General features: G+C 70.7%; 21 protein-coding genes and 1 riboswitch. Of the genes, 8 read left to right on the forward strand and 13 right to left on the reverse strand.

Translation table 11 applies throughout. The features are described 5' to 3' along the window. Positions 1 to 52: 52 nt before the first annotated feature. Complete coding sequence (locus ACQ614_RS12345; protein ID WP_431678561.1) at positions 53 to 556, forward strand: hypothetical protein; 504 nt, start codon at positions 53 to 55, stop codon at positions 554 to 556. A 31-nt stretch (positions 557 to 587) separates the two neighbouring features. Here the strand turns inward: ACQ614_RS12345 and ACQ614_RS12350 are convergent. The 3 genes from ACQ614_RS12350 to ACQ614_RS12360 form a co-directional block, all read right to left on the reverse strand. Continuing rightward, positions 588 to 1,660, reverse strand: a protein-coding gene (locus ACQ614_RS12350) for an IS630 family transposase (RefSeq protein WP_431676048.1) whose coding sequence is annotated in 2 segments (ribosomal slippage) — positions 588 to 1,211 and positions 1,214 to 1,660 — 1,071 coding nt in all. Because the reading frame shifts where the segments join, the coding sequence is not laid out codon by codon here. A 54-nt stretch (positions 1,661 to 1,714) separates the two neighbouring features. Then, entirely contained in the window at positions 1,715 to 3,226 is a 1,512-nt protein-coding gene (locus tag ACQ614_RS12355; protein ID WP_431678562.1) for a hypothetical protein, read from the reverse strand. 180 nt (positions 3,227 to 3,406) lie between these two features. Then, entirely contained in the window at positions 3,407 to 3,823 is a 417-nt protein-coding gene (locus tag ACQ614_RS12360) for a trypco2 family protein (protein ID WP_431678563.1), read from the reverse strand. 177 nt (positions 3,824 to 4,000) lie between these two features. On the opposite strand from ACQ614_RS12360, the gene ACQ614_RS12365 reads away from it, so the two are divergent. Together ACQ614_RS12365 and ACQ614_RS12370 are read left to right on the forward strand one after the other, a co-directional pair. Next, a complete protein-coding gene (locus tag ACQ614_RS12365) occupies positions 4,001 to 4,237 on the forward strand; it encodes a hypothetical protein (RefSeq protein ID WP_431678565.1) in 237 nt (78 codons plus the stop codon). Positions 4,238 to 4,760: 523 nt separating this feature from the next. Beyond that, positions 4,761 to 5,303, forward strand: coding sequence for a hypothetical protein (locus ACQ614_RS12370; protein ID WP_431678566.1), 543 nt, complete (start codon positions 4,761 to 4,763; stop codon positions 5,301 to 5,303). Between the two features lie 45 nt (positions 5,304 to 5,348). Here the strand turns inward: ACQ614_RS12370 and ACQ614_RS12375 are convergent, their stop codons facing one another. Next, a complete protein-coding gene (locus ACQ614_RS12375; protein WP_431678567.1) occupies positions 5,349 to 6,362 on the reverse strand; it encodes a M23 family metallopeptidase in 1,014 nt (337 codons plus the stop codon). Between the two features lie 3 nt (positions 6,363 to 6,365). After that, positions 6,366 to 6,530, reverse strand: a riboswitch (cyclic di-AMP (ydaO/yuaA leader). 370 nt (positions 6,531 to 6,900) lie between these two features. Here ACQ614_RS12375 and ACQ614_RS12380 point away from each other — a divergent pair. Next, positions 6,901 to 7,677 carry a DUF6348 family protein gene (locus ACQ614_RS12380; protein WP_431678569.1) on the forward strand — a complete coding sequence of 259 codons (777 nt, stop codon included), beginning with the start codon at positions 6,901 to 6,903 and terminating at the stop codon, positions 7,675 to 7,677. A 6-nt stretch (positions 7,678 to 7,683) separates the two neighbouring features. Here the strand turns inward: ACQ614_RS12380 and ACQ614_RS12385 are convergent, their stop codons facing one another. Beyond that, positions 7,684 to 7,878: a hypothetical protein gene (locus tag ACQ614_RS12385; RefSeq protein ID WP_363500039.1), complete on the reverse strand. Its 195-nt coding sequence runs from the start codon at positions 7,876 to 7,878 to the stop codon at positions 7,684 to 7,686. Positions 7,879 to 8,316: 438 nt separating this feature from the next. Continuing rightward, positions 8,317 to 9,534, reverse strand: a complete 1,218-nt coding sequence (locus ACQ614_RS12390) for a PP2C family protein-serine/threonine phosphatase (RefSeq protein WP_431678570.1) — start codon at positions 9,532 to 9,534, stop codon at positions 8,317 to 8,319. 215 nt (positions 9,535 to 9,749) lie between these two features. On the opposite strand from ACQ614_RS12390, the gene ACQ614_RS12395 reads away from it, so the two are divergent. Continuing rightward, positions 9,750 to 11,009, forward strand: coding sequence for a GNAT family N-acetyltransferase (locus ACQ614_RS12395; RefSeq protein ID WP_431678572.1), 1,260 nt, complete (start codon positions 9,750 to 9,752; stop codon positions 11,007 to 11,009). A gap of 34 nt (positions 11,010 to 11,043) precedes the next feature. On the opposite strand, the gene ACQ614_RS12400 is transcribed toward ACQ614_RS12395, so the two are convergent. Beyond that, complete coding sequence (locus tag ACQ614_RS12400) at positions 11,044 to 11,529, reverse strand: ribose-5-phosphate isomerase (protein ID WP_431678573.1); 486 nt, start codon at positions 11,527 to 11,529, stop codon at positions 11,044 to 11,046. A gap of 317 nt (positions 11,530 to 11,846) precedes the next feature. Here ACQ614_RS12400 and ACQ614_RS12405 point away from each other — a divergent pair, with 317 nt between their 5' ends. Next, positions 11,847 to 13,037 carry an IS110 family transposase gene (locus ACQ614_RS12405; protein WP_431678574.1) on the forward strand — a complete coding sequence of 397 codons (1,191 nt, stop codon included), beginning with the start codon at positions 11,847 to 11,849 and terminating at the stop codon, positions 13,035 to 13,037. Between the two features lie 8 nt (positions 13,038 to 13,045). Here the strand turns inward: ACQ614_RS12405 and ACQ614_RS12410 are convergent, their stop codons facing one another. After that, positions 13,046 to 13,645: a biotin transporter BioY gene (locus ACQ614_RS12410; RefSeq protein WP_431678575.1), complete on the reverse strand. Its 600-nt coding sequence runs from the start codon at positions 13,643 to 13,645 to the stop codon at positions 13,046 to 13,048. A gap of 317 nt (positions 13,646 to 13,962) precedes the next feature. Here ACQ614_RS12410 and ACQ614_RS12415 point away from each other — a divergent pair, with 317 nt between their 5' ends. Continuing rightward, complete coding sequence (locus ACQ614_RS12415; RefSeq protein ID WP_431678576.1) at positions 13,963 to 15,366, forward strand: amino acid permease; 1,404 nt, start codon at positions 13,963 to 13,965, stop codon at positions 15,364 to 15,366. Positions 15,367 to 15,505: 139 nt separating this feature from the next. Here the strand turns inward: ACQ614_RS12415 and ACQ614_RS12420 are convergent, their stop codons facing one another. Beyond that, positions 15,506 to 16,141 carry a disulfide bond formation protein DsbA gene (locus ACQ614_RS12420; RefSeq protein ID WP_431678578.1) on the reverse strand — a complete coding sequence of 212 codons (636 nt, stop codon included), beginning with the start codon at positions 16,139 to 16,141 and terminating at the stop codon, positions 15,506 to 15,508. A gap of 202 nt (positions 16,142 to 16,343) precedes the next feature. Here ACQ614_RS12420 and pepN point away from each other — a divergent pair, with 202 nt between their 5' ends. Beyond that, a complete protein-coding gene (gene pepN, locus ACQ614_RS12425; RefSeq protein WP_431678579.1) occupies positions 16,344 to 18,908 on the forward strand; it encodes an aminopeptidase N in 2,565 nt (854 codons plus the stop codon). 82 nt (positions 18,909 to 18,990) lie between these two features. Here the strand turns inward: pepN and ACQ614_RS12430 are convergent, their stop codons facing one another. The 4 genes from ACQ614_RS12430 to ACQ614_RS12445 all read right to left on the reverse strand — a co-directional run bounded on the left by ACQ614_RS12430 (position 18,991) and on the right by ACQ614_RS12445 (position 24,137). Next, positions 18,991 to 19,929: a carbohydrate ABC transporter permease gene (locus ACQ614_RS12430; protein ID WP_431678580.1), complete on the reverse strand. Its 939-nt coding sequence runs from the start codon at positions 19,927 to 19,929 to the stop codon at positions 18,991 to 18,993. Positions 19,930 to 20,020: 91 nt separating this feature from the next. Next, on the reverse strand, positions 20,021 to 20,953 hold the full coding sequence (locus ACQ614_RS12435; RefSeq protein ID WP_363500061.1) for a carbohydrate ABC transporter permease: 933 nt from the start codon (positions 20,951 to 20,953) through the stop codon (positions 20,021 to 20,023). Positions 20,954 to 21,033: 80 nt separating this feature from the next. After that, the gene (gene ngcE, locus ACQ614_RS12440; protein ID WP_431678581.1) at positions 21,034 to 22,443 is read right to left on the reverse strand and encodes an N-acetylglucosamine/diacetylchitobiose ABC transporter substrate-binding protein; all 1,410 of its coding nucleotides are present in this window, start codon (positions 22,441 to 22,443) and stop codon (positions 21,034 to 21,036) included. Positions 22,444 to 22,826: 383 nt separating this feature from the next. Then, entirely contained in the window at positions 22,827 to 24,137 is a 1,311-nt protein-coding gene (locus ACQ614_RS12445) for a glycoside hydrolase family 18 protein (RefSeq protein ID WP_431678583.1), read from the reverse strand. Positions 24,138 to 24,262: the final 125 nt, after the last annotated feature.

Consider the following 24,262-nt stretch of genomic DNA (forward strand, 5'->3'; position numbering starts at 1 on the left):
CTCGTCCGCGTGATCGATGCGCCGAACGATGACTGGTCGTTTGCAACAGCGCGTGGATGCGGCCCGCTTCGGTGCCTGCGAGGTGAACGGCGTTCCCGGTGTCGAGCATGCGGCGGGCGGGCGCGGGACGCTGTGCGGCATCTCAGCCCGGCATACCACCCGGTATCTGCATCTTTTCGTTCCCGGCGCCCTGCAGTCGTGCCGGCGGTGTGGCCAGGAGGCTGACGCGTCCCCGACGCAGCCGTGTATCCAGGAGCGCCTTCACGACCGGGTCCTAGAATCGGCCAAGGGCGCGATGCGTGACGAGTTGCTCGCCGCGCTTCGCAAGGGGGCGAACGTCCGATTGTGGCTCAACGGCCGCTCCACAGATCTGGAGAAGTTCTATGCAAGGCTCGATGAGCTGACGGACGGTGCCGGGCCTGCTGCCGAGGCTTTCGCGTCCGCGGCGACAATCGGATTGGCGAACGTCGAGTACGACCTCTGGCGGTTCCTCGTCGTCCTGCCGCAGGACGGTGGCTCGCCGATCATCGCTCGCGGACCACGTGGCGTTCGCTGATCCGTTCAAGACCTGCCGGGGTTGGACGCGATCACGGCAAAGCAGTGGTCAGCCCGGTCGCGGTCAGGCAGCCGTCGATGAGCTGCGGCCGATACTGGATCTTCCGTAAGCCGCGTCTGACCGTCTGCACGAGGTGGTCGGGATCGGCGAAGGCGACGTTGGCCAGGAAGCCGCGTCGCAGCAGCGACCAGATGCCCTCGACCGGGTTGAGGTCGGGCGCGTACGGGGGCAGCTGGTAGACGGTGAGCCAGTCCTGGGCGGCGATGAACTCCTTCATGCCGACGGCCAGGTGAGTATTCAGGTTGTCCCAGATCAGCACGATCGGCCCGCCGAGCTGAGTGTGCGCCGCGATGATCAAGTCGCGATAGTCGGTCCAGGCGAAGCTCTTGCGACCCTTGCTCTTGCCCTGGCCGTCGTCCAGCCGGGGCCGGTAGATCAGTCGGGACCGCTCTCCGGGCTTGTAGCAGGTCAGGGCGGCGATCGAGATGCGCCGGCGGGAGCGGCCGCGCACCCGGACGACGGGCGTTCGGCCGCGGCGTCCCCAGGTGCGGGCCCGCGCCGGCGTCATCGAGACCCCGGCCTCGTCCTCGAACACCAGCCAGGCCCCGAGCGCCGCCACTAGGCTTTTACCTGCGGCCACACCTGCTTCTTCCACACCTCGACCGCCCCCTCGTCACGCTCGATCGCCCGGCGGACCGGCTGCTGGCACGACCACCCGTTGCGCCGCAGGAGCTTCCACACGCCCTGGACGGTGTAGGAGACGTGGAACCGGCGGCCGATCAGAGTCTTGATCCGCGCCAGCGTCCACCGCTGGTCCTCCCAGCCGTGAGCGAGCGGCCCTTTCTCCAGCTCCCGCTCCAGCTGGGTGAACTGCCGCTCACCGAGCCGGGGCACGGACTGCGGCCCCTTCGACTCCAAGCCGGCCGAACCGCCCTGCCGCCAGGCCTGACGCCACCGCTCCACCGACCGCACGGTGACCCGCAGGTCGACCGCGATCACCCGGTTGCCGTCGCCCCGTTCGAACCGCTCGGCGGCCTCCAGCCGCACCCGCTCCCGACGCTGTTGCTCCTGGGCGGTGAACCCGCCCCCCTGCGCGTATCGCACTCCGATGTCGTACCGCAGGGATCAAGGTCCGTCAGCGCCTACGACAAGACGAGTTCAACCTGAGTAGTCGTTCTCGCGGTCGGCGGCGCTAGCCAGATTGGCGGCAGCAAGGGCCGTCTCCAGCGTGGCGGCGGACAGACCCGGTGTGATGCCGTGTGAGGCGGCGCCGTGGCGCCAGTACCGGCGCTCGTGCCCCAGTAGCCGGTCCTCGACATCCTCGGCTTTCTCGCGTGTCGTGTTGCTCAACTCATGGTGCAATTCGGACCTGTTGAGGCTGGCCGGCTTACCGGGACTGGTGGTGGTGTCGAGGAGGTCTGCTAGGGCGGTCATGTGAAGGGTGAGGGCGTTGCCGTAGGCATCCTGGCCTAGCCGCGCGGGCAGGGGCAGGCTGTTCACAGTGTCAAGCCAGTCGTGTCCGGCTAGGCCCTCAACCTTGCTGAGAGAGGCGGCCAAGGCTCCGGCGACAGCGCGGTAAGCATCGGGCCGAGCGGCCGGGTCATCCTCAAGAGGACCTAGCAATCGGGTGTGTGCGGAGTCCAGGTAGTCCTGGGCGAGGCTGCTGGCGGTGCTGGCCTGGCGCCACCAGTCCCCAGCGGTCCGGGCCAGCAGCAGCAGCTTGAGCGGCGTAGCGCCGGGATGCTCGGCGGCGGCCTCGACCACCGCAGCCAGCTGGCCGGGACGAGTTTCGGCGTAGTCGAGCACAACCAGCAGCGACTTGGCAGCGTGGCGGATCTCCCTAAGTTGGTCTGCCGTGGCCTCCGGGCGCGGCCACAGCACGGCCCACCGGTCCGCGGTGAGGAGCGAACCCAGCTGGTGGGCAAGGCGGGTTTTGCCCTGTCCGCCAGGTCCGTGCAGCAGCCACGCCCCGAATCCACTCCTGGCACACCAACCCGTCAGCTCGTCCAGCAGCTGCTGGCGGCCATGGAAGGGGACGATCTGCCGCCCCGCTTGGAGTAACGCCGCCGGCGATGCGAGGCGGCAACCTGGGCCGCCGGGTGAGGCGCTCGGGTCGGCGAGGTGCTGAAGCTCCACTGCCTCCAGACCGGTAGGAGCGGCGCCGTATGCGGCAAGGGCGGCGCGAAAGTCGGAATCGTGGTGCAGTACGTAGGCGGGTGCAATGTTGAGCTGCGCGTTGGCGGAGTGCGCTCGGTCGGAGGTAACCACGCCGACGAGCAGGCGGCCGCAGAACACTGCCGCGCCTGATAGGCCGCCCCACGGAGACGTATCGTCGGACGGCCACCGAGGGGGATGCTGGGCAAGGTCCATCACGTACCGGTTGCGTCCGCTGCCCGGATTCATCTCCCCGCGCAGCTGTACGGCCTCAACCGCCTTGCCTTCGCACTGGGCGACGTCCGGCATGCCCCAGGTCTCGCACCCCGTACCGGGCCGATCGGTGACCATCCGCCCCCAGCGCACCGTAGTTACTGGCGCCTGCCACCGCTGGTCCTCCTCGACCAGGACCAGAGCGGCGTCGTCCCGGCCACCTGCGGTACCGCACCACACCACCGTTCCGTCGGGTGACGGCTCGCCCTTACGGCGTGGCGCGTCCGGGTGGATCACCTGCACCCGTGCTCCGGCCCGCCCCACGACGTGCGCGGAGGTCAGCACCAATCGGCCACCCACCACATACCCCGACCCCGGACCACCGGGCCCGGTCACCGCCATCAGGCGACCCCGCTCCACCCCAACTCCCGCTCACGTCGAAAACCTGAACTCGCTGTCCGGTAGGGATCACCCTGGAGGTGATCATTCGGGGATAAGTTCCTCGGTCTCCTCGTCGCTGGACAGGCGCGGAGCACCGGCGACCAGCAGGTCACCACCGCGGACGTTGCGAGGCGTGAGCGTGAAGGACACGCGATGCGTACGCCCCCGGGACACCCCAGCCTCGGTCTCCGCGCCAACGGCCCACAGCTTGAACCCGGCCTTCGCCTTCGCGTCCGCCCGTACCTCGACCTCGAACTCCATCTCCACCGGACCCACCGCGAACACCACGTCCGGATGGCTTCCACCCACGGCTGCCGCAGCGATGAGCTCGTCCCGCACGGCCGCCACCGCATCCACCAGAAGAATATCCACTGCACCCATCCCGATCCGACGTCCCGTCATGAATGCGACCACCGTAGAACCACCCACCCGCATCATGCAGCCAAATCCGAGCTCCACAGATGGCTCTTATGAGGGCGAGGCCCCGCCATTAGTCTTCCGGACTGAAGGCCCTTCCCGGCATGATCCGGACCAACGACGGACCAAACTGGGCCGAAGATCGAGAGTGACATGGTCAGAGCGTGTTTGGTCAGCGGCCTGTAAATCTGCTGGTTCTCCCGGCCGAGGCCGTAGACCATGGCCGGCATGATGCTCGCGGGGCCGCGGATCACCGCGCCAAGGATGCTGTTGCTCAACCGGGTCGACTTCGAGCCGGGCTGCTACGTCTTCACGCTGGATCAGCCGCTCTTCCTGATGCCGGGTGATCAGGTGTGCGCCGAGGCGCGCTCTGTAGCCGTTCTACGGGCCTCAGGGGCGGTCGAGCGGCCGTCGGGCGACTGGGCCACCGAGCGGTGGGCGTACAAGCTGCTGTGAGCCGCACCGTGCCCCTTGCGTGCCCGTTCGGCCAGGCCTCGGCGGGGAATCCCGGGGAACAACGGCGAGGCGCCCCGCTCCCCCGCAGGTCAGCGAGTCGCCAGCTCAGCCCACATCCAGTGCCGTCGTCTTCCAAACTGGCCACGCGGGTTCGATTCCCGTCGCCCGCTCCAACACGAAGGCCCCAGCTCAGCGACCTGATCGCAGAGCTGGGGCCTTCGTCGTCTGAGGGAATTTCAGGCCGCCACGCCCGTTCCGTGCCCGTGGACGGCCTCGCTCACCAGTCCACGGACCGCCCGCACGATCGACCGCTCGTGCTCTGTTCTGCGTCACGGAAGTGGAGACCGCCGACTCCCACCCCGGCGCACGCCCTCTGCCGAGCCCCGGCCGGGGGGGTTGCGGCGCGGCGCCACGCCCGTGGGCCCTGCGAACACCACCCCGTTTCCCCTCCGGGGCGACCGAGCGGTGGTTGTTCAGGCTGTTGCGAGGCCCTCTGTGTCCGCACGTTCGCAGTCCGCCGGTCGTGCTGTTGCCCGCCCATTCGGCCGGGGAGAGCCTGGAAGGTGAGGCGAACATCGGCGGCGGCCCCCGTCCCCGGGCGCTGGCCGTGTGCCGGCGGAACGGGGTGGTTCCGATGGGAACAGGGCAGCAGACGAACGTACCGGGCGGCGGTCAGCGGTGGCGGTTACCCCACTGGCGGTTCTTCACCTGGGTGATCCTTCTCTTCAACCTGGTCATGCTGATCTGGCTGGTTTCCGGTGTGGCCTCGACCGCCCGGGACTGCGACGGCCTGGTGGGCAACGCCCTGACGGACTGCGAGGCGAGCAACGTCGGGACCGGCATCGGTGCGACGCTGATCGTCGTGCTCTGGGCCATGGGTGACGTGATCCTCGGCGTGCTGTGGCTGGTCACCGACCGGCGGGGGCGGCGGGACTGCCCGGTCTGCGGGAACGGTGTCCGGCGCGGCGTACTGGTCTGTGGGAGTTGCGGATACGACTTCCGCGCCGCGGCCGCGCAGCCGCAGGCCGGCGGAGAACGGCCGAGGCCCGGCCCCGGGATCGGTTGATCCCCGGGTCGGGCCTTCGGGTGTGGTGCCGTGCGGCGGTGTGCGTCAGACGCGGACGCCGTGGGCCGCGAGGTACGCGACCGGGTCGATGTCGGAGCCGTACGACGGGGTGGTGCGGATCTCGAAGTGCAGGTGCGGGCCGGTGACGTTGCCGGTGGCACCGGAGAGGCCGATGACCTGGCCGGCGGTGACGGTCTGGCCGACCGATACCTTCAGCGCCGAGAAGTGGGCGTACTGGGAGTACTTGCCGTCGGCGTGCTTGATGACGACGTTGTTGCCGTAGGCGCCGCCCCAGCCGGCCTCGACGACGGTGCCGCCGGCGATGGCGTGGATGGAGGTGCCGGTGCTGACGGCGAAGTCGACGCCGGTGTGGTAACCGCTGGACCAGTTGGAACCGGCCTTGTGGTACGGGGTGCCCAGGCCGGAGGAGACCGGGGCGACGTAGCCGGAGGCGGCCGCGGCCGGCTTGGCGGCCTCGGTCTTCGGGGCGGCGGCGGGCTTCGGGGCAGCCGGCTTGGCGGCCTCGGTCTTGGGGGCGGCCGGCTTCGGGGCGGCCTGGACCGGGGTGCGCTTCTCGGAGCGGGAGGCGGCGGCGGTGTCGGCCTTCTTCGCCTCGGCCTGCGGCGCAGCAGCCTTCGGCGCAGCGGCCTTGGGAGCAGCAGCCTTGGGAGCAGCGGCCTGCGGCGCGGCGGCCTGCACGGCGGCGCCGCCGACGGCCAGCTTCTGGCCCGGGAAGATCAGGTTCGGGTTGCCGCCGATGACCTGGCGGTTGTCCTGGTACAGCTTCTTCCAGCCGCCGTCGACGTGCTGCGCGTTGGCGATCTTGGAAAGGGTGTCGCCGCGGACGACCTTGTAGGTGGTGTCGGCGGCCGGAGCGGCAGCGGGAGCCTGCGCGGGCGCGGCGGCCTGGGCGGCGGCCGGCGCAGCAGCCTGGGCGGCGGCCGGGGCCGCGGCGGGGGCGCTGTGGGCGCTGGCGGCGGTGGCGGGGATGGCGATGGCGGCGGCGGCCACACCGGTGGCGACGGCGACGCGGGACAGACGGGTGCCCAGAACGGACATGGAGTTGTTCCTCTCCGACGCCTGCGAGGTGAGCTGTCGGGTTCGGGCGGGGAGTTCGCCCGGTCGCGAAAAGGCGCGACTTCACCCCAAGCCGTCCCGGATTGCCCGGTGCGGCGACTTACCTTGGGTCCCCCGCTCCTGCCGTGCACGGAATGGTGCGTGACCCCGGGCGGCGGCAGGACTCGGCGTTCCGCCCGGTGGCCCGCCCAGCCGGTGGCCGGGCAGGACTCGAGGAAAACCCGATGGGCGCCTCGGAGGCAAGCGTCTCGGCCTCACGGACCGTCGACGGCCGCCCGGAGGGTCACTCTCCGCCCGCGAGTGGTGGGCGGAGCGCAGTCGATGCAGTGACCGTACGTGTCCGGATCATCAGCAGTCCGGCAAATCGGACACCCCGTGTGCGCGGCCGGTCGCGGCCGGGCACGGATCATGGCCCACCCGGTGACGCTGGTCACGCGGGCCCCTCTGCAGGCCGTCGGCCCGGGCCGATAACCTCGCTCGCGATCGGTGTTCGAGCCCCTTTTCGAGCGAGGAGTCGCGGGTGCGGCCGCAGTCCCGGCTGGACGTGATCCAGCGCAGCGTGGTGCGCGAGATGGCCGCCCGGTACGGGCAGCGGTTCACGGTCGAGGGCAGCGTGGTGCGCGGCCCGGGGACGACGGCGGTGGCGGTCCGCGAGCATCCGGGAGAGGGCGGTGCGGCCGGCCATGTGGACCTGGGCTTCGTGCTGAACCTGGGGCAGGCGGACGGCCCGGTGGTGTGGGACTGCACGGCGGGCCTGGGCCGCACCGAGGAGGAGCGGCTCGACAGCGCGGTACGGATGTGGGCGACCACCACGGCCGCGGCCGTGGTGGAGCTGCAGGACGGGCGCGGCGAGCACGCCGACCGCTGCCGCCCGGCGGAGCTCCCGGGATGGCAGGCGGTGCAGGGTCCGGCTGCGGTCTTCGGTTTCGGCAGCGACCTGCTGGCGGAGTGGCTTGCGGACCACCAGGTGCTGCCGGCGCTCGCCGGGGCCCTGGCGCTGTCGGCGGGCACCGGTGTGACCGGGGTGAAGCTGTTCCTCGGCGGCCGGGCCGGGGAGGACGTCGCCGAGGTGCGGATCAACGGCACCGTGTCGGAGCAGGCCTCGGCCGCGCTGCGCGGCCTCGACTGGCCGCGCGGCGAACGGCTGTGCTGGGCAAGGCTGTTCGTCCTGCTGGTGCCGGACGGCGCGGCGGCGGCGCAGGCCGCTCCGGCCGCCGCCGAGGTGCCGCCGGCCGCCGCGCCGGCCGTGCGGCGCGGGCTGCTGGCGCGCTGGCGGCGGGCCGGGGTCGGGCAGTAGGGCGGGTCAGCTCGCCACGGACGAGATGGTCTTCGCCAGCTGGTTGAGGAAGTCCTGGATCGGCCGGGCCGCCGTGGACTGGCTCACCATGAAGCCGAAGAGCGCTGCGACGATCGCGTGGCTGGTCTTCAGCTGCTTGTTGCGGATGAAGATCACGACGATGACGCCGAACAGGAACAACGCGGAGACGGAGAAGGCCACCCGGACTCACTTCCTCAATCTGTGGCGGGGGTTCGTGCTGGAACCCCGTGTCGAAACCGGACCGCGGCCTGCGCCGACCGTCCCTGGCACGAGTCGACCGATCCCGCCGTCGTGGAGGTGCCCGTGGCGCCGATACCGCCTGCTGTCTGCCGCACCTGCCGCCCCCAATCCCCCGAGCATCGACCAGCCCACCCGGACTCAGTGTGGTCGTTCGTGCTGCCTGCGTAAAGGACTAGCCGGGAGCCCGGGGCGAAGATCCTGCCATGTGAGACGAATTTCCGCCGACCGAGACGATAGCCCATGCCTTCTGACGAACCGTCGGCGGGGCCGGGTGTCAACACGCCGGAATGGCCAATCGGCAGGCCCGTGGCCTGTGTTCCACCGGGTGGTCCGGCTGTGAGGATTGGCCGAAGATCACTCCCCAGGGGTTGACAGACGCTACTGGCGCCACACCAGCAGCACGGCGCGATCGTCGTTGACGTCCTTGGCGACGGTCTCGATGAGGCGCCCGGCCGCGCCGCGGAAGCCGTTGACGACGAGCCGGTCCGCCTCCCCCATCAGCCGGTCCATCCCCTCGCCGAGATCCCGGCCGGGGATCTCGACCATGCCGTCGGTGCACAGCAGCAGGACGTCCCCGCGGTCGAGGCGGCCGCGCAGGCCCTCGAACTTGGCGCCGTCGTAGATGCCGAGCAGCGGGCCCTCCTCGGACTCCTTGACCTCCCAGCGGCCGGTGCCGCCGCTCCGCTGCATCCCCGGCAGATGGCCGGCGGAGAGCAGTTCGTACTGGCCGGTGTCCAGGTCGAGCACCAGGTGGACGGCGGTGGCGAAGCCCTCCTCCCACTCCTGGCGGAGCAGGTAGCCGTTGGCGGCGGGCAGGAAGTCGTGCGCGGGCAGCGAGCCGAGCAGGCCGCCGAAGGCGCCGGAGAGCAGCAGGGCCCGGGAGCCCGCGTCCATGCCCTTGCCGGAGACGTCTGCCAGGACGACCTCCAGCATGCGGCCGCCGGGGCCCGTCCGGGCGGCGACCACGAAGTCGCCGGAGAAGGACTGGCCGCCGGCCGGGCGCAGCGCCATGTCCGCGGACCAGCCCTCGGGCAGCCGGGGCAGTTGGCTCTGCACCCGGAGCCGTTCGCGGAGGTCGAAGAGCATGGTGCCGCCGCCGCGCCAGGGCACGCCGACCCGGCTGCGGAACTGGGCGAGCAGCAGGCCCGCGACGCCGACCGCGCCGACCACCAGGGCGGCGCCGGGGGTGACGCCGTAGACGTAGGTGTCCGGGTTCTCGCTGGCGACCCGCTCGCCGGTGTGGATGAGCGACTCGGTGGAGAGGCCGACCGCGGCGGCCGCGTACAGCAGCACCAGGGTGCCGGGGCGCAGCAGCAGGGAGCCGGCGAGCACCGGGAGCACCAGGGAGGTGGGCGGCACCCAGGCGGGTATCCAGATGTTGAGGACGACGAGCACCGGGACGGCGGCGAGGAAGAGGGCGAAGGCGAGCCAGTCGGGTGCGGCACCGCGGAAGTAGTCGACGCCGGTTCGGCGCAGGGTGCGGCGGGCCCGGCGGAGCCTCGTGCGCAACCGGGCCGTCACGGGCTCCCTGGCCGCGCTCGCGGTGGGGCCCGTCGCAGTCGTCCGGGGCGTGGTGCCCTCCGTGCTGCCAGCCATGGGGTCCGACCTTATCCACGGTTGCGGGTCGGCGTCGACGCCTGCGCCGGGGCTGCGCGGGCTCCCGGGTGCGGTGCGGCGGGTTTCGGCCGGGTGGTGGGGGCGCCGTTCCCGGTGCGCCCCGGGGCGCGTGGCGGCGCACGCGCGCCCGGTGGTGACGGGCTGCCGGAAAAGTCGGTCGCGTACGGTGCGCCGCCGGTGGTAGGGGTGACCGTATGACGACAGGAGAAGCCGCGGCACTGACGGTTCGTCCGCTGGCCGCCGAGGAGTGGGACGGCTGGTACCGCCGCCTGGAGATCGCGTTCGGCGGCGAGGAGGAGGAAGCGGAGGAGCGCGCGCTGTACCGCTCGCTCACCGAAGTGCATCGCGCGCTGGTGGTGTGCGACGGCGCGGAGCCGGTGGGTGGCGGCGGCGCGTTCAGCTTCCGGATGGCGGTGCCCGGCGGGGCGGTGCTGCCGGTCGCGGGCGTCACCATGGTCGGCATGCTGCCCACGCACCGCCGCCGCGGCGGACTGTCGGTGCTGATGCGCCGGCTGCTGGACGACGTGCGGGCCGCCCGCGAGCCGCTGGCGGCGCTGACCGCCTCGGAGCCGGGCATCTACGGCCGGTTCGGCTTCGGCGCGGCGGCCTGGCGGATGGCGGTGACGGTGCCGTGCCACCGGGTGTCGCTGCCGGTGGCGGACAACCCGGCGCTGCGGCTGCGGCTGGCGGACCCGGTGGAGGCCTCGCCCGCCTGCGAGGAGCTGTACGCGTCGCTGGTGCCGCTGCGCCCGGGCCGGCTGGAGCGCCGCCCGGGCTGGGAGCGGCATCCGCTGCTGGACGTGCCGTCCTCCCGGGGCGGCTACTCGCCGCGCCAGTGCGTGCTCGCCGAGGACACCGAGAGCGGCCGGCTGCTCGGCTACGCCCGCTACTCGTCGAAGGTGTCCTGGACGGAGGCCGGCAATGCGGCGGGCCGGGTCAAGGTCCGGGACATCGAGGCGGTGACGCCGCAGGTGTACGCGCGGCTGTGGCGCTATCTGATCGACATGGACCTGGTCGACACCGTGGAGGCGGGGAACCTGCCGGTGGACGATCCGCTGCTGCACCTGGTGTCGGACGTACGGCGCCTGGAGGCGCGGCTGGCCGACTCGCTCCACCTGCGGCTGGTGGACGTGGGGGCGGCGCTGGAGTCGCGCGGCTATGCGCAGCCGGTGGACGCGGTGCTGGAGGTGGTGGACGGATTCTGTCCGTGGAACGCCGGCCGCTGGCGGCTGAAGAGCTCCGGCCCGGGCCGGGCGACGAGCTGTGTCCGCACCGGCGCACCGGCCGATCTGGTGCTGGACGTAAGGGAGTTGGGGGCTGCCTATCTCGGCGGGACGACGCTCGCGGCGCTGGCCGGGGCGGGTCTGGTGGCCGAGCTGCGGGCGGGCGCGCTCGCGCAGGTGTCGCGGGCCTTCGCCTCGGACGTGGCGCCCTGGCTGCCGCACGGGTTCTGACGGCCCGTGCGGCCCAGGCGGCGTCGGACGGGAATCAGCCCTGGGGGTGGTGGGCCGGGATCGGCGGGAGCTCGCCGGTGGTCTCGTACTCGCTCAGCATGGCGATCCGGCGGGTGTGCCGGGCCTCGCCGCTGTACGGGGTGTTGAGGAAGATCTCGACGAACTTGGTGGCCTCGTCGAGGGTGTGCATGCGGCCGCCGACGGAGATGACGTTGGCGTTGTTGTGCTCGCGGCCGAGGGCGGCGGTCTGCTCGCTCCAGGCGAGCGCGGCGCGGACGCCCTTGACCTTGTTGGCGGCGATGGCCTCGCCGTTGCCCGAGCCGCCGATGACGACGCCCAGTGCCTCCGGATCGGCGGCGGTGCGCTCGGCGGCGCGCAGGCAGAACGGCGGGTAGTCGTCCTCGGCGTCGTAGATGTGCGGGCCGCAGTCGACCGGCTCGTGGCCGGCCGCCTTCAGCCACTCGACGAGGTGGTTCTTCAGTTCGTATCCGGCATGGTCGGAGCCCAGGTACACGCGCATGACCATGAGTGTGGCATGCGCGTGTCCGGGTGTGCGGCAGGGGGCCGTGCGCCGGGGGCGCGCCGGTCGGGCGGTCAGCGGGTCCTACGTTGTTGGTGGGTTGGACGGGCCGTCGTAAGGTCCAGAGGCCCAGAGACGCCGGGTATGGCTTTCAGCGGGTTGCACTCGATGGTTCGACCGCACCTGGCCGCCCGGTGTCTCACGACGACTCGGCCGCTGATTAGGAGCTGCGAGCCCCTGCGGGTGCATCGCTGAGTAGGACCACGCTGGCGAGGTCGTTCGGGAGAACAGCGCACACCGACGAACCGGAGGATCCCGTGCCCCAGATATGGGCGGGCGTGGACATCGGCAAGACCCATCACCACTGCGTGGTCCTGGACGCCGAGGGCAAGCGACTGCTGTCGCGACGCGCGCTGAACGACGAGCCGGAACTGCTTGCCCTGCTCGCCGACGTGCTGGCGATCAGCGAGGACGTCGTATGGGCGGTCGATGTCACCGAGGGCATGGCCACGCTGCTGATCAGCGTGCTGCTCAACCACGGCCAGCAGTTGCATTACATCCCCGGCCTCGCGGTCAACCGGGCATCGGCCGGCTACCGGGGCACCGGCAAGACCGACGCCAAGGACGCCACCGTCATCGCCGACCAGGCCCGGATGCGCCGCGACCTGACCGTTCTGCGGCCGGATGATGAACACACCATCGAGCTGCGAGTCCTCACCAACCGCCGGGCCGACCTGAACGCCGACCGCACCCGCCGGATCAACCGTTTGCGGGGCCAACTCACCACCGTTTTCCCCGCGTTGGAGCGGAGCCTCGACCTGGGAAACGTCGGCCCGCTGACCTTGCTCACCGGCTACCAGACCCCGGCCGCCCTGCGCCGCACCGGCCGCAGACGCCTGGAGACCTGGCTGCGCAACCGCAAGGTCCGCAGCCCCGAAGTCCTCGCCGACGCCGCTGTCGAGGCGGCCGAGCGCCAGCACACCGCCGTCCCCGGAGAGAAGATCACCGCTCAGGTGATCCACACCCTGGCGAAGGAGGTGATGGGCCTCAACGAGCAGATCGCCGAGATCGACAAGCTCATTGCGGCCCGGTTTCGCGAGCACGAACTCGCCGAGATGATCTCCAGCATGCCCGGAATCGGTCCACTGCTGGGCGCCGAGTTCATCGCCGCCACTGCAGGCGACATGAGCCGCTTCGGCACGGCCGACCGCCTGGCCAGCCTTGCCGGAGTCGCTCCGGTGCCCCGGGATTCCGGCAATGTCAGCGGCAACCTGCACCGCCCCCGGCGCTACCACCGCGGCCTGCAGCGCGTCTTCTACACCTCCGCACTGATCAGCATCCGCAGCTGCGACGCGTCTCGTCGTTTCTACGAACGCAAGCGCGCCGAAGGCAAACGGCACACCCAGGCCGTCCTCGCCCTGGCCCGGCGACGGGTCAACGTCCTGTGGGCCCTGATCCGTGACGGACGGTGCTTCCAACATGAACTCCCGGTCACAGCAGCGGCTTGACAACATCATTAGGAGGTGCGGCCGAGCAGCTTCCAGGCGAGCGGCAGGGCGCCCATGGCGAGCAGTGCCTTGAGCGCGTCGCCGAACAGGTAGGGGTAGAGGCCCAGGTCGGCCGCCTTCGCCAGCGGGACGTGCAGCGCGGCGGCGAGGTAGGGGACGCCGACGGCGTAGATCGCGAGGTTGCCGAGGACCATGGCGCCGGCGGTGCGCAGCGGGCTGCGGTCGGCGCCGCGGCGGGCGAGGGCGCCGGTGAGGCCGGCGGCGAGGACGAAGCCGAGCACGTAGCCGAGGCTGGGCATCGTCCAGCCGGAGGTGCCGTCGGCGAACCAGGGCAGGCCCGCCATGCCGGCCAGCAGGTAGAGGGCGAGGGAGGCGATGCCGCGGCGGGCGCCGAGGGCGGTGCCGACCAGCAGGGCCGCGAAGGTCTGGCCGGTGACCGGGACGGGCGAGCCGGGCACGGGCACGGAGAGCTGGGCGGCGAGGCCGGTGAGCGCGGCGCCGCCGGCGACCAGGGCGAGTTCGCGGGCCTGCGCGCCGAGGCGGGTGGTGGCACGGGGCAGCAGGTCGGCGAGGACGGGGGTGCCGGTGATCGGCGTGGCAGTGGCCATCGGGAGGGCTCCGGTTCGGCTCGGCGGGCAGGGCGTGATCGGTGATCGATCGCGATCGGCGAACGATCGTGATCAGTGAACAGTTGTGAACCTACGCTCCGGTACGCGAACTGACGGCGCCGTCTCCGACAAAGCGTCAGGCCCGGGCTTTGTGGGGTCCTGCCTGCGACATCCCGCATCGGCGGTGACATCTCCGGCACGCAGCGTCACCGGAGTGTCCGAATTGCGGTCTCCCGCCGGGATTTCTTGGCGCGCCCATCCGGCCTGCCGAATAGTGGACAACTCGTTCCGATATTCGACGAACACTGGATGCGCCGATGACGACCACCCCCACGCCCACCCTGGAGCGGCAGGCCACCGAGCCCGCCGCCGAGGGCACGCTGGCCGCGGGCCTCAAGCCTCGCCATCTGTCCATGATCGCGCTCGGCGGCGTCATCGGCGCCGGCCTCTTCGTCGGTTCCGGCGCGGGCATCGCCGCCGCCGGCCCGTCGATCATCCTGGCGTTCGCCATCTCCGGCGTCCTCGTCATGCTGGTGATGCGGATGCTCGGCGAGATGTCCGCCGCCCGCCCGGCCAGCGGCTCCTTCTCGGTGCACGCCGAGAAGGAGATCGGCCCGTGGGCCGGCCTGACCGTCGGCTGGATGTTCTGGACGCTGCTGTGCGTGGGCGTCGCGGCCGAGGCGATCGGCGCCTCGCACGTGATGCAGGGCTGGTTCCCCGGTGTGCCGCTCTGGGTGTGGGTGGCCGTCTTCATGGCCTTCTTCTGCGCCAGCAACCTGGCCGCGGTGAAGAACTTCGGCGAGTTCGAGTTCTGGTTCGCCGCGATCAAGGTGACCGCGATCGCCGCCTTCCTGGTGATCGGCATCCTGGCCATCACCGGCGTGCTGCCCGGCAGCGACTCCCCCGGCGCCGCCAACCTGACCGGCCACGGCGGCTTCCTGCCGAACGGCACCACCGGCCTGGTCACCGGTCTGCTGGCCTCCGTCTTCGCGTACGGCGGTCTGGAGACCGTCACCATCGCCGCCGCCGAGTCCAAGGACCCCCGGCGCAGCGTGGCCGGCGCGGTGCGCACCGCGATGTGGCGGATCGCGCTGTTCTACATCGGCTCGATGGTCGTGATCGTCACCCTCGTCCCGTGGAACGACTCCTCGATCCTGAGTCCCGGCCCGTACGTGGCGGTGCTGAACAGCCTGGGCATCCCGGGCGCCGGCCAGGTCATGAACGTCGTCGTGCTGATCGCCCTGCTGTCCGCGATGAACGCCAACATCTACGGCTCCTCCCGCATGGCCTACTCGCTGGTCCAGCGCGGCCAGGGCCCGAAGGGGCTGTCGAAGATCAGCGGCGGCGTGCCGCGCCGGGCCGTGCTGGCCTCCTCCGGCTTCGGCTTCCTGGCGGTGCTGCTGAGCTACTGGTGGCCGGACACCGTGTTCACCTGGCTGCTGAACATGGTCGGTGCCGCGGTGCTGGTGGTGTGGGCGTTCATCGCCGTCGCCCAGCTGCGGATGCGGCGCCGGCTGGAGCGTGAGGCTCCGGAGAAGCTGTCGGTGAAGATGTGGGCCTTCCCGTACCTGACCTGGGTGGCGCTGGTCGGCATCCTGGGCGTGCTGTCGCTGATGCTGATGGACCAGAGCAACCGCATCCAGCTGTACTTCACGGCCGGCCTGGCGGTCGCGCTGGCCGCAGCGGGCTGGATCAAGCAGAAGCGGGCCGTCAAGGCCTGACGCACGGCGAACGGACGAAGGGGCGCGGGGAGCTGCGCGCAGTGGGAAGGCACACGATGTGCCCTCCGACTCGCGCCGCTCCCCGCGCCCCTTGCGGTTGCCCCGGTGCGGGAGCGCCGGCCCTCGGACCGGCCGGCTCCTACTCGAAGGAGGGGCCGGCGGTGCGGGTGCGCTTGATCTCGTAGAAGCCCGGGGTGGAGGCGACCAGGACGGTGCCGTCCCACAGGCGGGCGGCGGCCTCGCCGCGCGGGGTCGGGGTGACGACCGGGCCGAAGAAGGCTATGCGGTCGCCCTCGGGGCCGTCCACGGCGATCACCGGGGTGCCGACGTCCTCGCCGACCAGGGAGATCCCCTCGTGGTGGGAGGCGCGCAGGGCCTCGTCGTAGGCGTCGGTGTCGGCGGCGTCGGCGAGCTCGACCGGCAGGCCGGCGGCCTCCAGGGCGGCCTCGATGGTGGCCCGCTCGTTCGGCAGGCCCTGGTTGTGGAAGCGCAGGCCGAGCTCGGTGTAGAGCGGGCCGAGCACCTTGTCGCCGTGCGACTGGGCCGCGGCGATCAGGACGCGCACCGGGCCCCAGCCCTTGGCGAGCAGCTCCTTGTACTTCTCGGGCAGCTCGTCGCGGCCCTCGTTGAGCACGGAGAGGCTCATCACGTGCCAGCGGGTGTCCACCGGGCGCAGCTTCTCGACCTCCAGCATCCAGCGGGAGGTCATCCAGGCCCAGGGGCAGATCGGGTCGAACCAGAAGTCGGCGATCTTGCGGGAGTCGGCAGTCGTCACGGACGGCGTCCTTCGGTCGGCGGTCGGGTGCGGGGTGGTCCCCGGCGGTGCCAACCGTGCGGCAGGGCGGTTGATTCCGTGCGCACCACGCGGGCTGTGCCCGGGCGGCGCGGGTCCTTCGTGAAAGGATGCCCCCGGCCGGGCCCACCGGCGCGGCCGGGCAAGACCTCACAGCGTGCGATCCGGACAAAGGAGTACCGCCGTGCCGGGCAAGAACCTGAGCCGCGAAGAAGCCCAGCAGCGGGCCCAGTTGGTCGAGGTGGACGGCTACCGCGTCCATCTCGACGTCACCTCTGCGCCCGACCCGGCGGCCGCCGTCTTCCGGTCCACCACGACCGTCTCCTTCCGCTGCTCGCAGCCGGGCGCGGACACCTTCGTGGACCTGCTGGCGGCCGCGGTCCGCTCGGTGACGCTGAACGGCCGGGCGCTGGACCCGGCCGAGGTGTTCGACGGCGCGCGGGTCGTCGTACCGGGCCTGGCCGCGGAGAACGAGCTGGTGGTCGAGGCCGACTGCGTGTACAGCCGTACGGGCGAGGGCCTGCACCGCTTCGTCGACCCGGCGGACGACGAGACCTACCTGTACACCCACTTCGAGCCGGCCGACGCCCGCCGGGTGTTCGCCAACTTCGAGCAGCCCGACCTGAAGGCGCCCTTCACCTTCTCGGTGACCGCCCCGGCGGCCTGGGACGTGTACGCCAACGCCGTGCACGAGGAGGTCACCGCGGACGGCAGCGGCGCCCGCACCTGGCGCTTCGCCCCGACGAAGCCGATCTCCACCTACCTGACCGCGGTGGTGGCCGGCCCGTACCACGTGGCCCGCGACCACTACAGCCGTACGCTCCCGGACGGCACCGTGCTGGAGATCCCGCTCGCGGCGACCTGCCGCCGCTCGCTGGCGCCGTACTTCGACTCGGACGAGATCTTCACCGTCACCAAGCAGGGCCTGGACTTCTTCCACGACGAGTTCGACTACCCGTACCCGTTCGGCAAGTACGACCAGTGCTTTGTCCCCGAGTACAACATCGGTGCGATGGAGAACCCGGGCTGCGTGACCTTCCGCGAGGAGTTCGTCTTCCGCTCGAAGGTGACCGAGGCGGCGTACGAGGGCCGGGCCAACGTGGTGCTGCACGAGATGGCGCACATGTGGTTCGGCGACCTGGTCACCATGAAGTGGTGGGACGACCTGTGGCTGAAGGAGTCCTTCGCGGACTTCATGGGCTCGTTCTCGCAGGTGGAGGCGACCAGGTACCGGGCCGTGTGGCTCACCTTCGCCAACCGCCGCAAGGCGTGGGCGTACCGGCAGGACCAGTTCCCGACCACCCACCCGATCACCGCGGACATCCGGGACCTGGAGGACGCCAAGCTCAACTTCGACGGCATCACCTACGCGAAGGGCGCCTCGGTGCTCAAGCAGCTGGTGGCGTACGTCGGCCGCGAGCCCTTCCTGGCCGGTGCCCGCCGCTATTTCAAGCGGCATGCCTACGGCAACACCGTGCTCACCGACCTGCTGGACGCACTGGAGGAGACCAGCGGCCGCGACCTGACCGCCTGGTCCGCCGCCTGGCTGCAGACCTCCGGCGTCAACGCGCTCACCCCGCAGCTCACCGTGGACGCGGACGGCCGGATCACCGAGCTGGCCGTCGTCCAGGACGGCGACACGCTGCGCCCGCACCGGGTCGCGGTCGGCCTCTTCGACCGGGACGCCGAGGGCGCGCTGGTGCGCACCGCGCGGATCGAGCTGGACGTCACCGGCGCCCGCACCGTCGTCGAGGAGGCCACCGGGCACCCGCGGCCCGCGCTGGTGCTGGTCAACGACGACGACCTGACGTACTGCAAGATCCGCTTCGACGAGGTGTCGCTGGAGACGCTGCGCGGCGGGCTCGGCGAGATCCGGGACGACCTGGCGCGGGCGCTGGCCTGGTCCGCGGTGTGGAACCTCACCCGGGACGGCCTGATGCCGGCGCGCGACTACCTGTCGCTGGTACTGCGCTTCGCCGGCCAGGAGTCCGACATCGGCGTGCTGCAGTCGCTGCACCTGCAGGCCCGCACCGCCCTCGACCTGTACGCGGACCCGGCCTGGCGCGGGGAGGGCGGCCGGCTGCTCGCCGAGGGCGCCGTCCGCGAGCTGCGGGCGGCCGTGCCGGGCAGCGACCACCAGCTGGCCTGGGCGCGGTTCGTGGCGACCGCCGCGAACGGCCCCGAGCAGCTGCAGCTGGTCCGCGGCCTGCTGGAGGGCACCGCCCGGATCGACGGGCTGGAGGTCGACCAGGAGCTGCGCTGGGCGCTGTGGCTGTCGCTCGCCGCCGCCGGTGCCGCCACCGGCGGGGAGGTCGAGCAGGAGCTGCAGCGGGACAACACCGCCAGCGGCCGCCGCCAGCTCACCCAGTGCCTGGCGGCGCTGCCCACGCCGGGCGCCAAGGCCGCGGCCTGGACGGCCGTGGTCGACTCCGACGAGCTGCCGAACGCCCTGGTGGAGGCGGAGATCGCGGGCTTCGCCCAGGCCGACCAGCGGGATCTGACGGCCGGCTACACCGAGCCGTACTTCGCGATGCTGGAGGACGTCTGGGCGCAGCGGTCGATCGAGATCGCGATGCGGATCGTCGGCGGCTTCTTCCCGAAGTACCAGACCGAGCAGAGGACGCTGGACGCGGCCGATGCCTGGCTGTCGGAGCACAAGGACGCGGCGCCGGCGCTGCGGCGGCTGGTGATCGAGTGCCGTGACGACCTGGCCCGGGCGCTGCGGGCGCAGGCCTGCGACCGGGGCTGACGGGAAACCGACAGGGGCGTGTGGGGTACCTACCGGCCGAAAACCGGGAGGTACCCCACACGCCCCTTGGTGTTGCCCCCTGCTACTTGAGGGTGGCCGAGGTGAGGCCGGCCTGGACCTGGCGCTGGAAGGACAGGTAGACCACCAGCACGGGCAGCATGGCGATCGTCATGCCGGCGAACAGGGCCGGGGCGTCGCTCTTGTAGCCGGACTGGAGGGCGAGGTTGACCAGGCCCTGGGCGAGCATCGAGTGGTCGGCCTCGCCGGCGGTGGTCGGCTGCATCAGGGTCACCGGCAGGATGTACTGGTTCCACTGGCCGAGGACGTTGAAGATCCCGACGCTGATCAGGCCGGGCTTGGCCATCGGCACCATGATCTGGAAGAACGCCCGGGTGTGCGAGCAGCCGTCCAGCATCGCGGCCTCGTGCACGGCGGTCGGCAGGGTGCGGAAGAACGAGTACATGAAGAAGACGGTGAACGGCAGCGAGTACGCGACGTACACCAGGATCAGGCCGAGGTAGCTGTTCAGGCCGAGCAGCGGGCTGATCTCGCCCAGGTTGCGGACCATGAAGAACAGCGGGACGAGGGCCAGGTACACCGGGAACATCGCGCCGGCGACGAACAGGTAGTAGATGACCTGGCTGCCCTTGAACTCGTAGCGGGCCAGCACGTAGGCGGCCATCGAGCCGAGCAGCATCGTCAGCGTCAGCGAACCGGCGAGGACGATCAGGGTGTTGACGAAGAATCCGCCGATGCCCTTCTCCCAGGCCCGGCCGAAGGCGTCGAAGCCGAAGGACTCGGGCCAGCTCCAGGCGGAGCCGTTGATCTGGGCGTCGGTCTTGAAGGAGCCGAGGACGACCCAGGCCAGCGGCAGGATGATCATCAGCGCCCACAGGGCGAGGAAGCCGTGCGAGAAGACGTTCAGGACGCCGCCGCCGTCGGCGAAGCGCTGCGGCCGGTCGGCGGGCCGGCTACCGGTGCGCTGGCCGGGAAGGCTCGCAGCCTTGTCGAGAGTACTCATGCCCACGCCTCGCTCCGCTCAGCGCGTGCTTCGCACAACGCCCAGGTCTTCTTGATGAGCTCACTTCGTTCGCTCATGTCCCGGCCCCCGCTCAGTACTCGATCTTGTCGCGCTTGGTGACCCAGAGCGAGACGATGGTCAGGATCAGGGTGAAGAAGAAAATCACCACACCCATGGCACAGGCGTAGCCGGCCTCGCCGTTGCGCAGGAAGCTGCGCATCAGGTAGGTCGAGATCAGCTCGCTGTGGTGGTCCGGGCCGCCGCCGAAGTAGGCGCCCGGGGTGATGCTGGAGACCAGCGCGAAGGCGTCCATGGCGACGATCGCCAGGTACACCCAGGCGGTCTGCACGGTCTCCCAGAGCAGCGGCAGGGTGATCCGGAAGAAGGTCTGGCCGCGCTTGGCGCCGTCCAGCAGGGCGGCCTCGTAGATGTCCTTGGGGATGGACTGCATGGCGGCCGAGAAGAGCACCAGGTAGAAGCCGACGCCGGACCAGACGAGAACGGCGAGCACGCACCAGAGCACCATGTCCGGGTCGGACAGGAACTGCACCGGGTCGTCGGCGGAGGCCAGGCCGAGCTTGATCAGGATGCCGTTGGCGAGGCCGCTGCCGTCGGTGCGGTAGACCGCGCCCCACAGGACGGCGAGGATCGCGATGGACAGGACCTGCGGGAAGAAGAAGACCACCTTGTAGAAGGCGGCTCCGGCCACGCCCTGCACACCGCCGGTGCCGCTCTTGCCACCGACGTTCAGCATGAAGGCGAAGAACAGCGCGATCAGTATGGTCACGATCGGCAGCAGGATCAGCAGCAGCAGGTTGTGCCACAGCGCCCCGCCGAAGACCTCGTCATCGAGGAGTCTCGTGTAGTTGTCCAGGCCGATGAAGTCCATCTCCTGGCTCGCACCCGACCAGTTGGTCAGGGAGTATCCGAAGGTCTGTGCGTACGGCCAGAGCACCAGGCCGACGTACAGCACGATCGGGAGAAAGAGGAACCCCACGATGAAGGGGTACTTGCCGTGACGCATCGCGGTCACTTCTCCTGTCCGTCAGGCGGACGCACCGGGGGCGGTTCGGGGCCCCCGGTGCGCTGTTCGAGTCCGACCGGTCAGGCGGTCTTGTTCTTGGTGGCCGACTCCTTGGCGCGCTTGATCCACTCCGCCGGAGTGATGCGCTTGGCCATGAGCTCGCCCGAGGCGTTCTGCAGGTCCTCGTCGAACTTGGAGGCGGTGTTCGGGTACTGGAAGTTGAAGGTGTTGGTGCCGGCCGCCTTCAGCGCCACCACGGTGGACTGGGTGCCGGGCTTGAGCTTCACCTCGGGGCCGACGCCGTCCTTGAGGCAGGTGAGGCTGTTGGCGGTCTGGGCGAACTTGCCCGAGGCCTCCTTGGTCAGCATCATCCGGAGGAACTCCAGGCCGCCGGCCACGTTCTTGGCCTTGGACGGGACGATGAAGGGCTCGCCCGCACCGGCGCGGATCGCCTCGAAGGGCAGCTTGTCGCCGGGCAGCGACGGGACGGGCAGGAACTTCATGTCGAAGTCGGCCGGGGTGGTCGGCAGCTGCTCGTTCTCCAGCCAGGAGCCGGAGGGGATGAACGCGGCCTTGTACTGGTTCCAGGCGGTCTGCGACTCGGTGTGGGTCATGCCGTTGGTGCCGGGCAGCAGGAAGTCCTTGTCGACGACCTGGAAGAACGACTCGACGGCGGTCTTCACGGCCGGGTCGTCCCAGGCGGCGGCGTCGAGGCTGTCGATCCGCTTCATGAGGTCCAGACCGCCCTGCTTGGCGATCATGTCCATCATGACGACGTTGATGTAGTACGGGTACTTGCCCTGGTGGGCGAGCGGCGCGATGCCCTTGGCCTTGATCTTGCCGCAGAGGTCGATGAACTCGGCCCAGGTCTTCGGCGCCGTCCAGCCGTTGTCCTTGAAGAGCTTGCCGGAGTACCAGAAGCCCCAGACGGTGTAGACGTAGGACAGGTTGTAGACCTTGCCCTTGACCGTGCCGGACTCGACGGTGCCGGGCATCAGGACGTCGCGGATCTTCTTCGACGGGTCGTCGATGTACGGCGCGTCCAGCAGCGGGGCCAGGTCGGTGAGCTGGCCGGAGTCGGCGAGGACGTCCAGCTTCATCTGCTTGGCGCCCGAGTCGTCGATGACGTCCGGCGGGGAGCCGGCGTTGAAGCGCGGCTGGAGCTTGCCGGTGACGTCCTTGTCGGCCTGGTGGTTGATCTTCGCGCCGGGGTAGCTCTTGGAGTAGATCGCCTCGAACGTCTTGGCGTACTCGTTGCCGTAGCCGCCGTCGAAGATGAAGACCTCGAGACCCTCGCCGTCCTTGACGCCGAACGGGTTCTTGGCGTCGGTCAGGTTGAATCCGGCGGCGCCCTTGGCGCCCTTGTCGCTGCTGCCGCCGGTGCCGCCGGCACACGCGGTGAGCAGGGAGCCGCCGGTGGCAGCGAGCACGGCGATGCCGGCGGCGCGCTTGAAGATGTCCCGGCGGTTGTACTCGGTTGCAGAGCCCATGAAGTGTGCCCCTAGCCCCTCGATGTCCAAGAAGATGGTGATGCGGCGGGGTATGACGAGATGTCAATTCCCGGTGATTCAAGCCCGCCTAGCGGCAACTGAGCCGGTCAGAGGCGTGCGGTCGATGCGCAAAGGTATAGTCCACTGTTCACCCTCCGGCAATAGTCGGGCCGCTGGATGGGTCAGGTTGGGAGTCAAAGCGTTGCGGGCGGTGCAGCATGTGCAATGCGCAGGGAGCCTGCCCATTGCAGCCGCCCGACCGGTACCGAGAAGGTAGCGCGTTCCTGCGCGTTTGAACATGGAAACGCGCAGCTTCGCGCATCAAACGAACCGAAATCGTGATGCGTGAAGCTGCGCGCTCCCGGGGGGCCGACAGCCGGCCGTTACCTCCGCAGGCCGGCGTCCAGGGCGGCGACCAGCGTCCCTGCGGCGTCGTCGCTGTCCAGCGACCAGGCCATCACACCACCGAGGCCGTGCGCCGACACGTAGCGCGCCTTGCGGGTGAGCAGCGCGGGGGTGTCGTACGTCCAGAACTCGGTGCCGTCGTACTTCCAGGTCGCGCCGTGCAGCCGGTCCTCGTGGACGGTGCCCGGCAGGTCCTTGATCCGGTTCCACGGCAGGTTGCCGCCCTGGGCGAGCCCGGTGGCGCTCTGGTAGAGGCCGGCCCTCCCGCCGTCCGGGACGCCCGTCCAGCCGTAGCCGTAGAACGGTACGCCGAGCACCGCCTTGGCCGGCGGCAGGCCCTTGGCGAGGTAGTGCCGGACCACCCGGTCGGCGCTGTAGCCCGCGTTCGCCGGGGAGGGGTCGGCAGGGTCGGAGTACAGGTTCGCCTGGTGGTTGGTCGGGCCCTGCGCCTCCCAGGGGCCGTGCAGGTCGTACGTCATGAGGTTGAGCCAGTCCACCGACTTGGCGACCTGACGGACCTCCAGCCGGTCGGCCTTGTCGGTGCCGGCCGGGACGGCGGCGGTCAGCAGGTAGTGGGCGTGCCGCTGCCGGCCGAGCGCGTCCAGCTGACGGCGGAACTCCTGCATCAGCAGCGTGTAGTTGCGGCCGTCCTCGGGGCGGACGACGTTGCCGGGGTCGCCCCCGCCACCGGGGTACTCCCAGTCGATGTCGATGCCGTCGAAGACGCCTGCCCCCGCGCCCGTGCCGCCCTCGGCGGAGCCGAGCTGCGGCAGGTTGCCCTTGACGTAGAGGTCTATGCAGGAGGCGACGAACTTCTTGCGCGAGGCGTCGGTGGCGGCGGCGTCCGAGAAGTACTTGGACCAGGTCCAGCCGCCGAGCGAGATCACGGCGCGCAGCTGCGGGTTCTTCGCCTTGAGCTTGCGCAGCTGGTTGAAGTTGCCCTTCAGCGGCTGTTCGGCGGTGTCGGCCGTGCCGTCCACCGACTCCTCGGCGCCGACCGGGCGCTGGTAGTCGGCCCAGGCGTCGCCGACGCCGGCGGCGTTGGCCTCGAAGCAGGTGCCCTCGGCGGAGACGTTGCCGAAGGCGTAGTTGAGGACGGTGAGCTTCCCGGCCTGGCCGGAGTCCTGCACCTTCCTGGCGGAGAAGCCGCTGTAGACGCCCCACTGGGTGAAGTAGCCGACCCGCTGCCCCTTGAGGCGCGGGCCGTGGTCGTGGGCCTGTGCGGCGGTCGGTACGGCGAGCGCGGTGGCCAGGGCCATCGCGAGGACTGCGGAGGTGCGTCTGGGCATGCCGTTGCCTTCTCTGAGTCGGCGTCAATTGGTCTGAACCAAGCCGAGACAGAGGTTTAGTCCACTGGGGCCTGTGCGCACAAGGGGGCGGTCACGGGCGGGCGTTGGCAAACGGGCGTCGGCAG

This window comes from Kitasatospora dryopteridis, from assembly GCF_050749075.1.
Classification (GTDB): domain Bacteria; phylum Actinomycetota; class Actinomycetes; order Streptomycetales; family Streptomycetaceae; genus Kitasatospora.

Excerpts from the sequence above, each read along its gene's own strand:
- ACQ614_RS12365 (WP_431678565.1), top strand. The coding sequence starts at position 4,001 with ATGGCCGGCATGATGCTCGCGGGGCCGCGGATCACCGCGCCAAGGATG.
- ACQ614_RS12375 (WP_431678567.1), bottom strand. The coding sequence starts at position 6,362 with ATGTCCGTTCTGGGCACCCGTCTGTCCCGCGTCGCCGTCGCCACCGGT.
- ACQ614_RS12390 (WP_431678570.1), bottom strand. The coding sequence starts at position 9,534 with ATGGCTGGCAGCACGGAGGGCACCACGCCCCGGACGACTGCGACGGGC.
- ACQ614_RS12395 (WP_431678572.1), top strand. The coding sequence starts at position 9,750 with ATGACGACAGGAGAAGCCGCGGCACTGACGGTTCGTCCGCTGGCCGCC.
- ACQ614_RS12400 (WP_431678573.1), bottom strand. The coding sequence starts at position 11,529 with ATGCGCGTGTACCTGGGCTCCGACCATGCCGGATACGAACTGAAGAAC.
- ACQ614_RS12410 (WP_431678575.1), bottom strand. The coding sequence starts at position 13,645 with ATGGCCACTGCCACGCCGATCACCGGCACCCCCGTCCTCGCCGACCTG.
- ACQ614_RS12415 (WP_431678576.1), top strand. The coding sequence starts at position 13,963 with ATGACGACCACCCCCACGCCCACCCTGGAGCGGCAGGCCACCGAGCCC.
- ACQ614_RS12430 (WP_431678580.1), bottom strand. The coding sequence starts at position 19,929 with ATGAGTACTCTCGACAAGGCTGCGAGCCTTCCCGGCCAGCGCACCGGT.
- ACQ614_RS12435 (WP_363500061.1), bottom strand. The coding sequence starts at position 20,953 with ATGCGTCACGGCAAGTACCCCTTCATCGTGGGGTTCCTCTTTCTCCCG.
- ngcE (WP_431678581.1), bottom strand. The coding sequence starts at position 22,443 with ATGGGCTCTGCAACCGAGTACAACCGCCGGGACATCTTCAAGCGCGCC.
- ACQ614_RS12445 (WP_431678583.1), bottom strand. The coding sequence starts at position 24,137 with ATGCCCAGACGCACCTCCGCAGTCCTCGCGATGGCCCTGGCCACCGCG.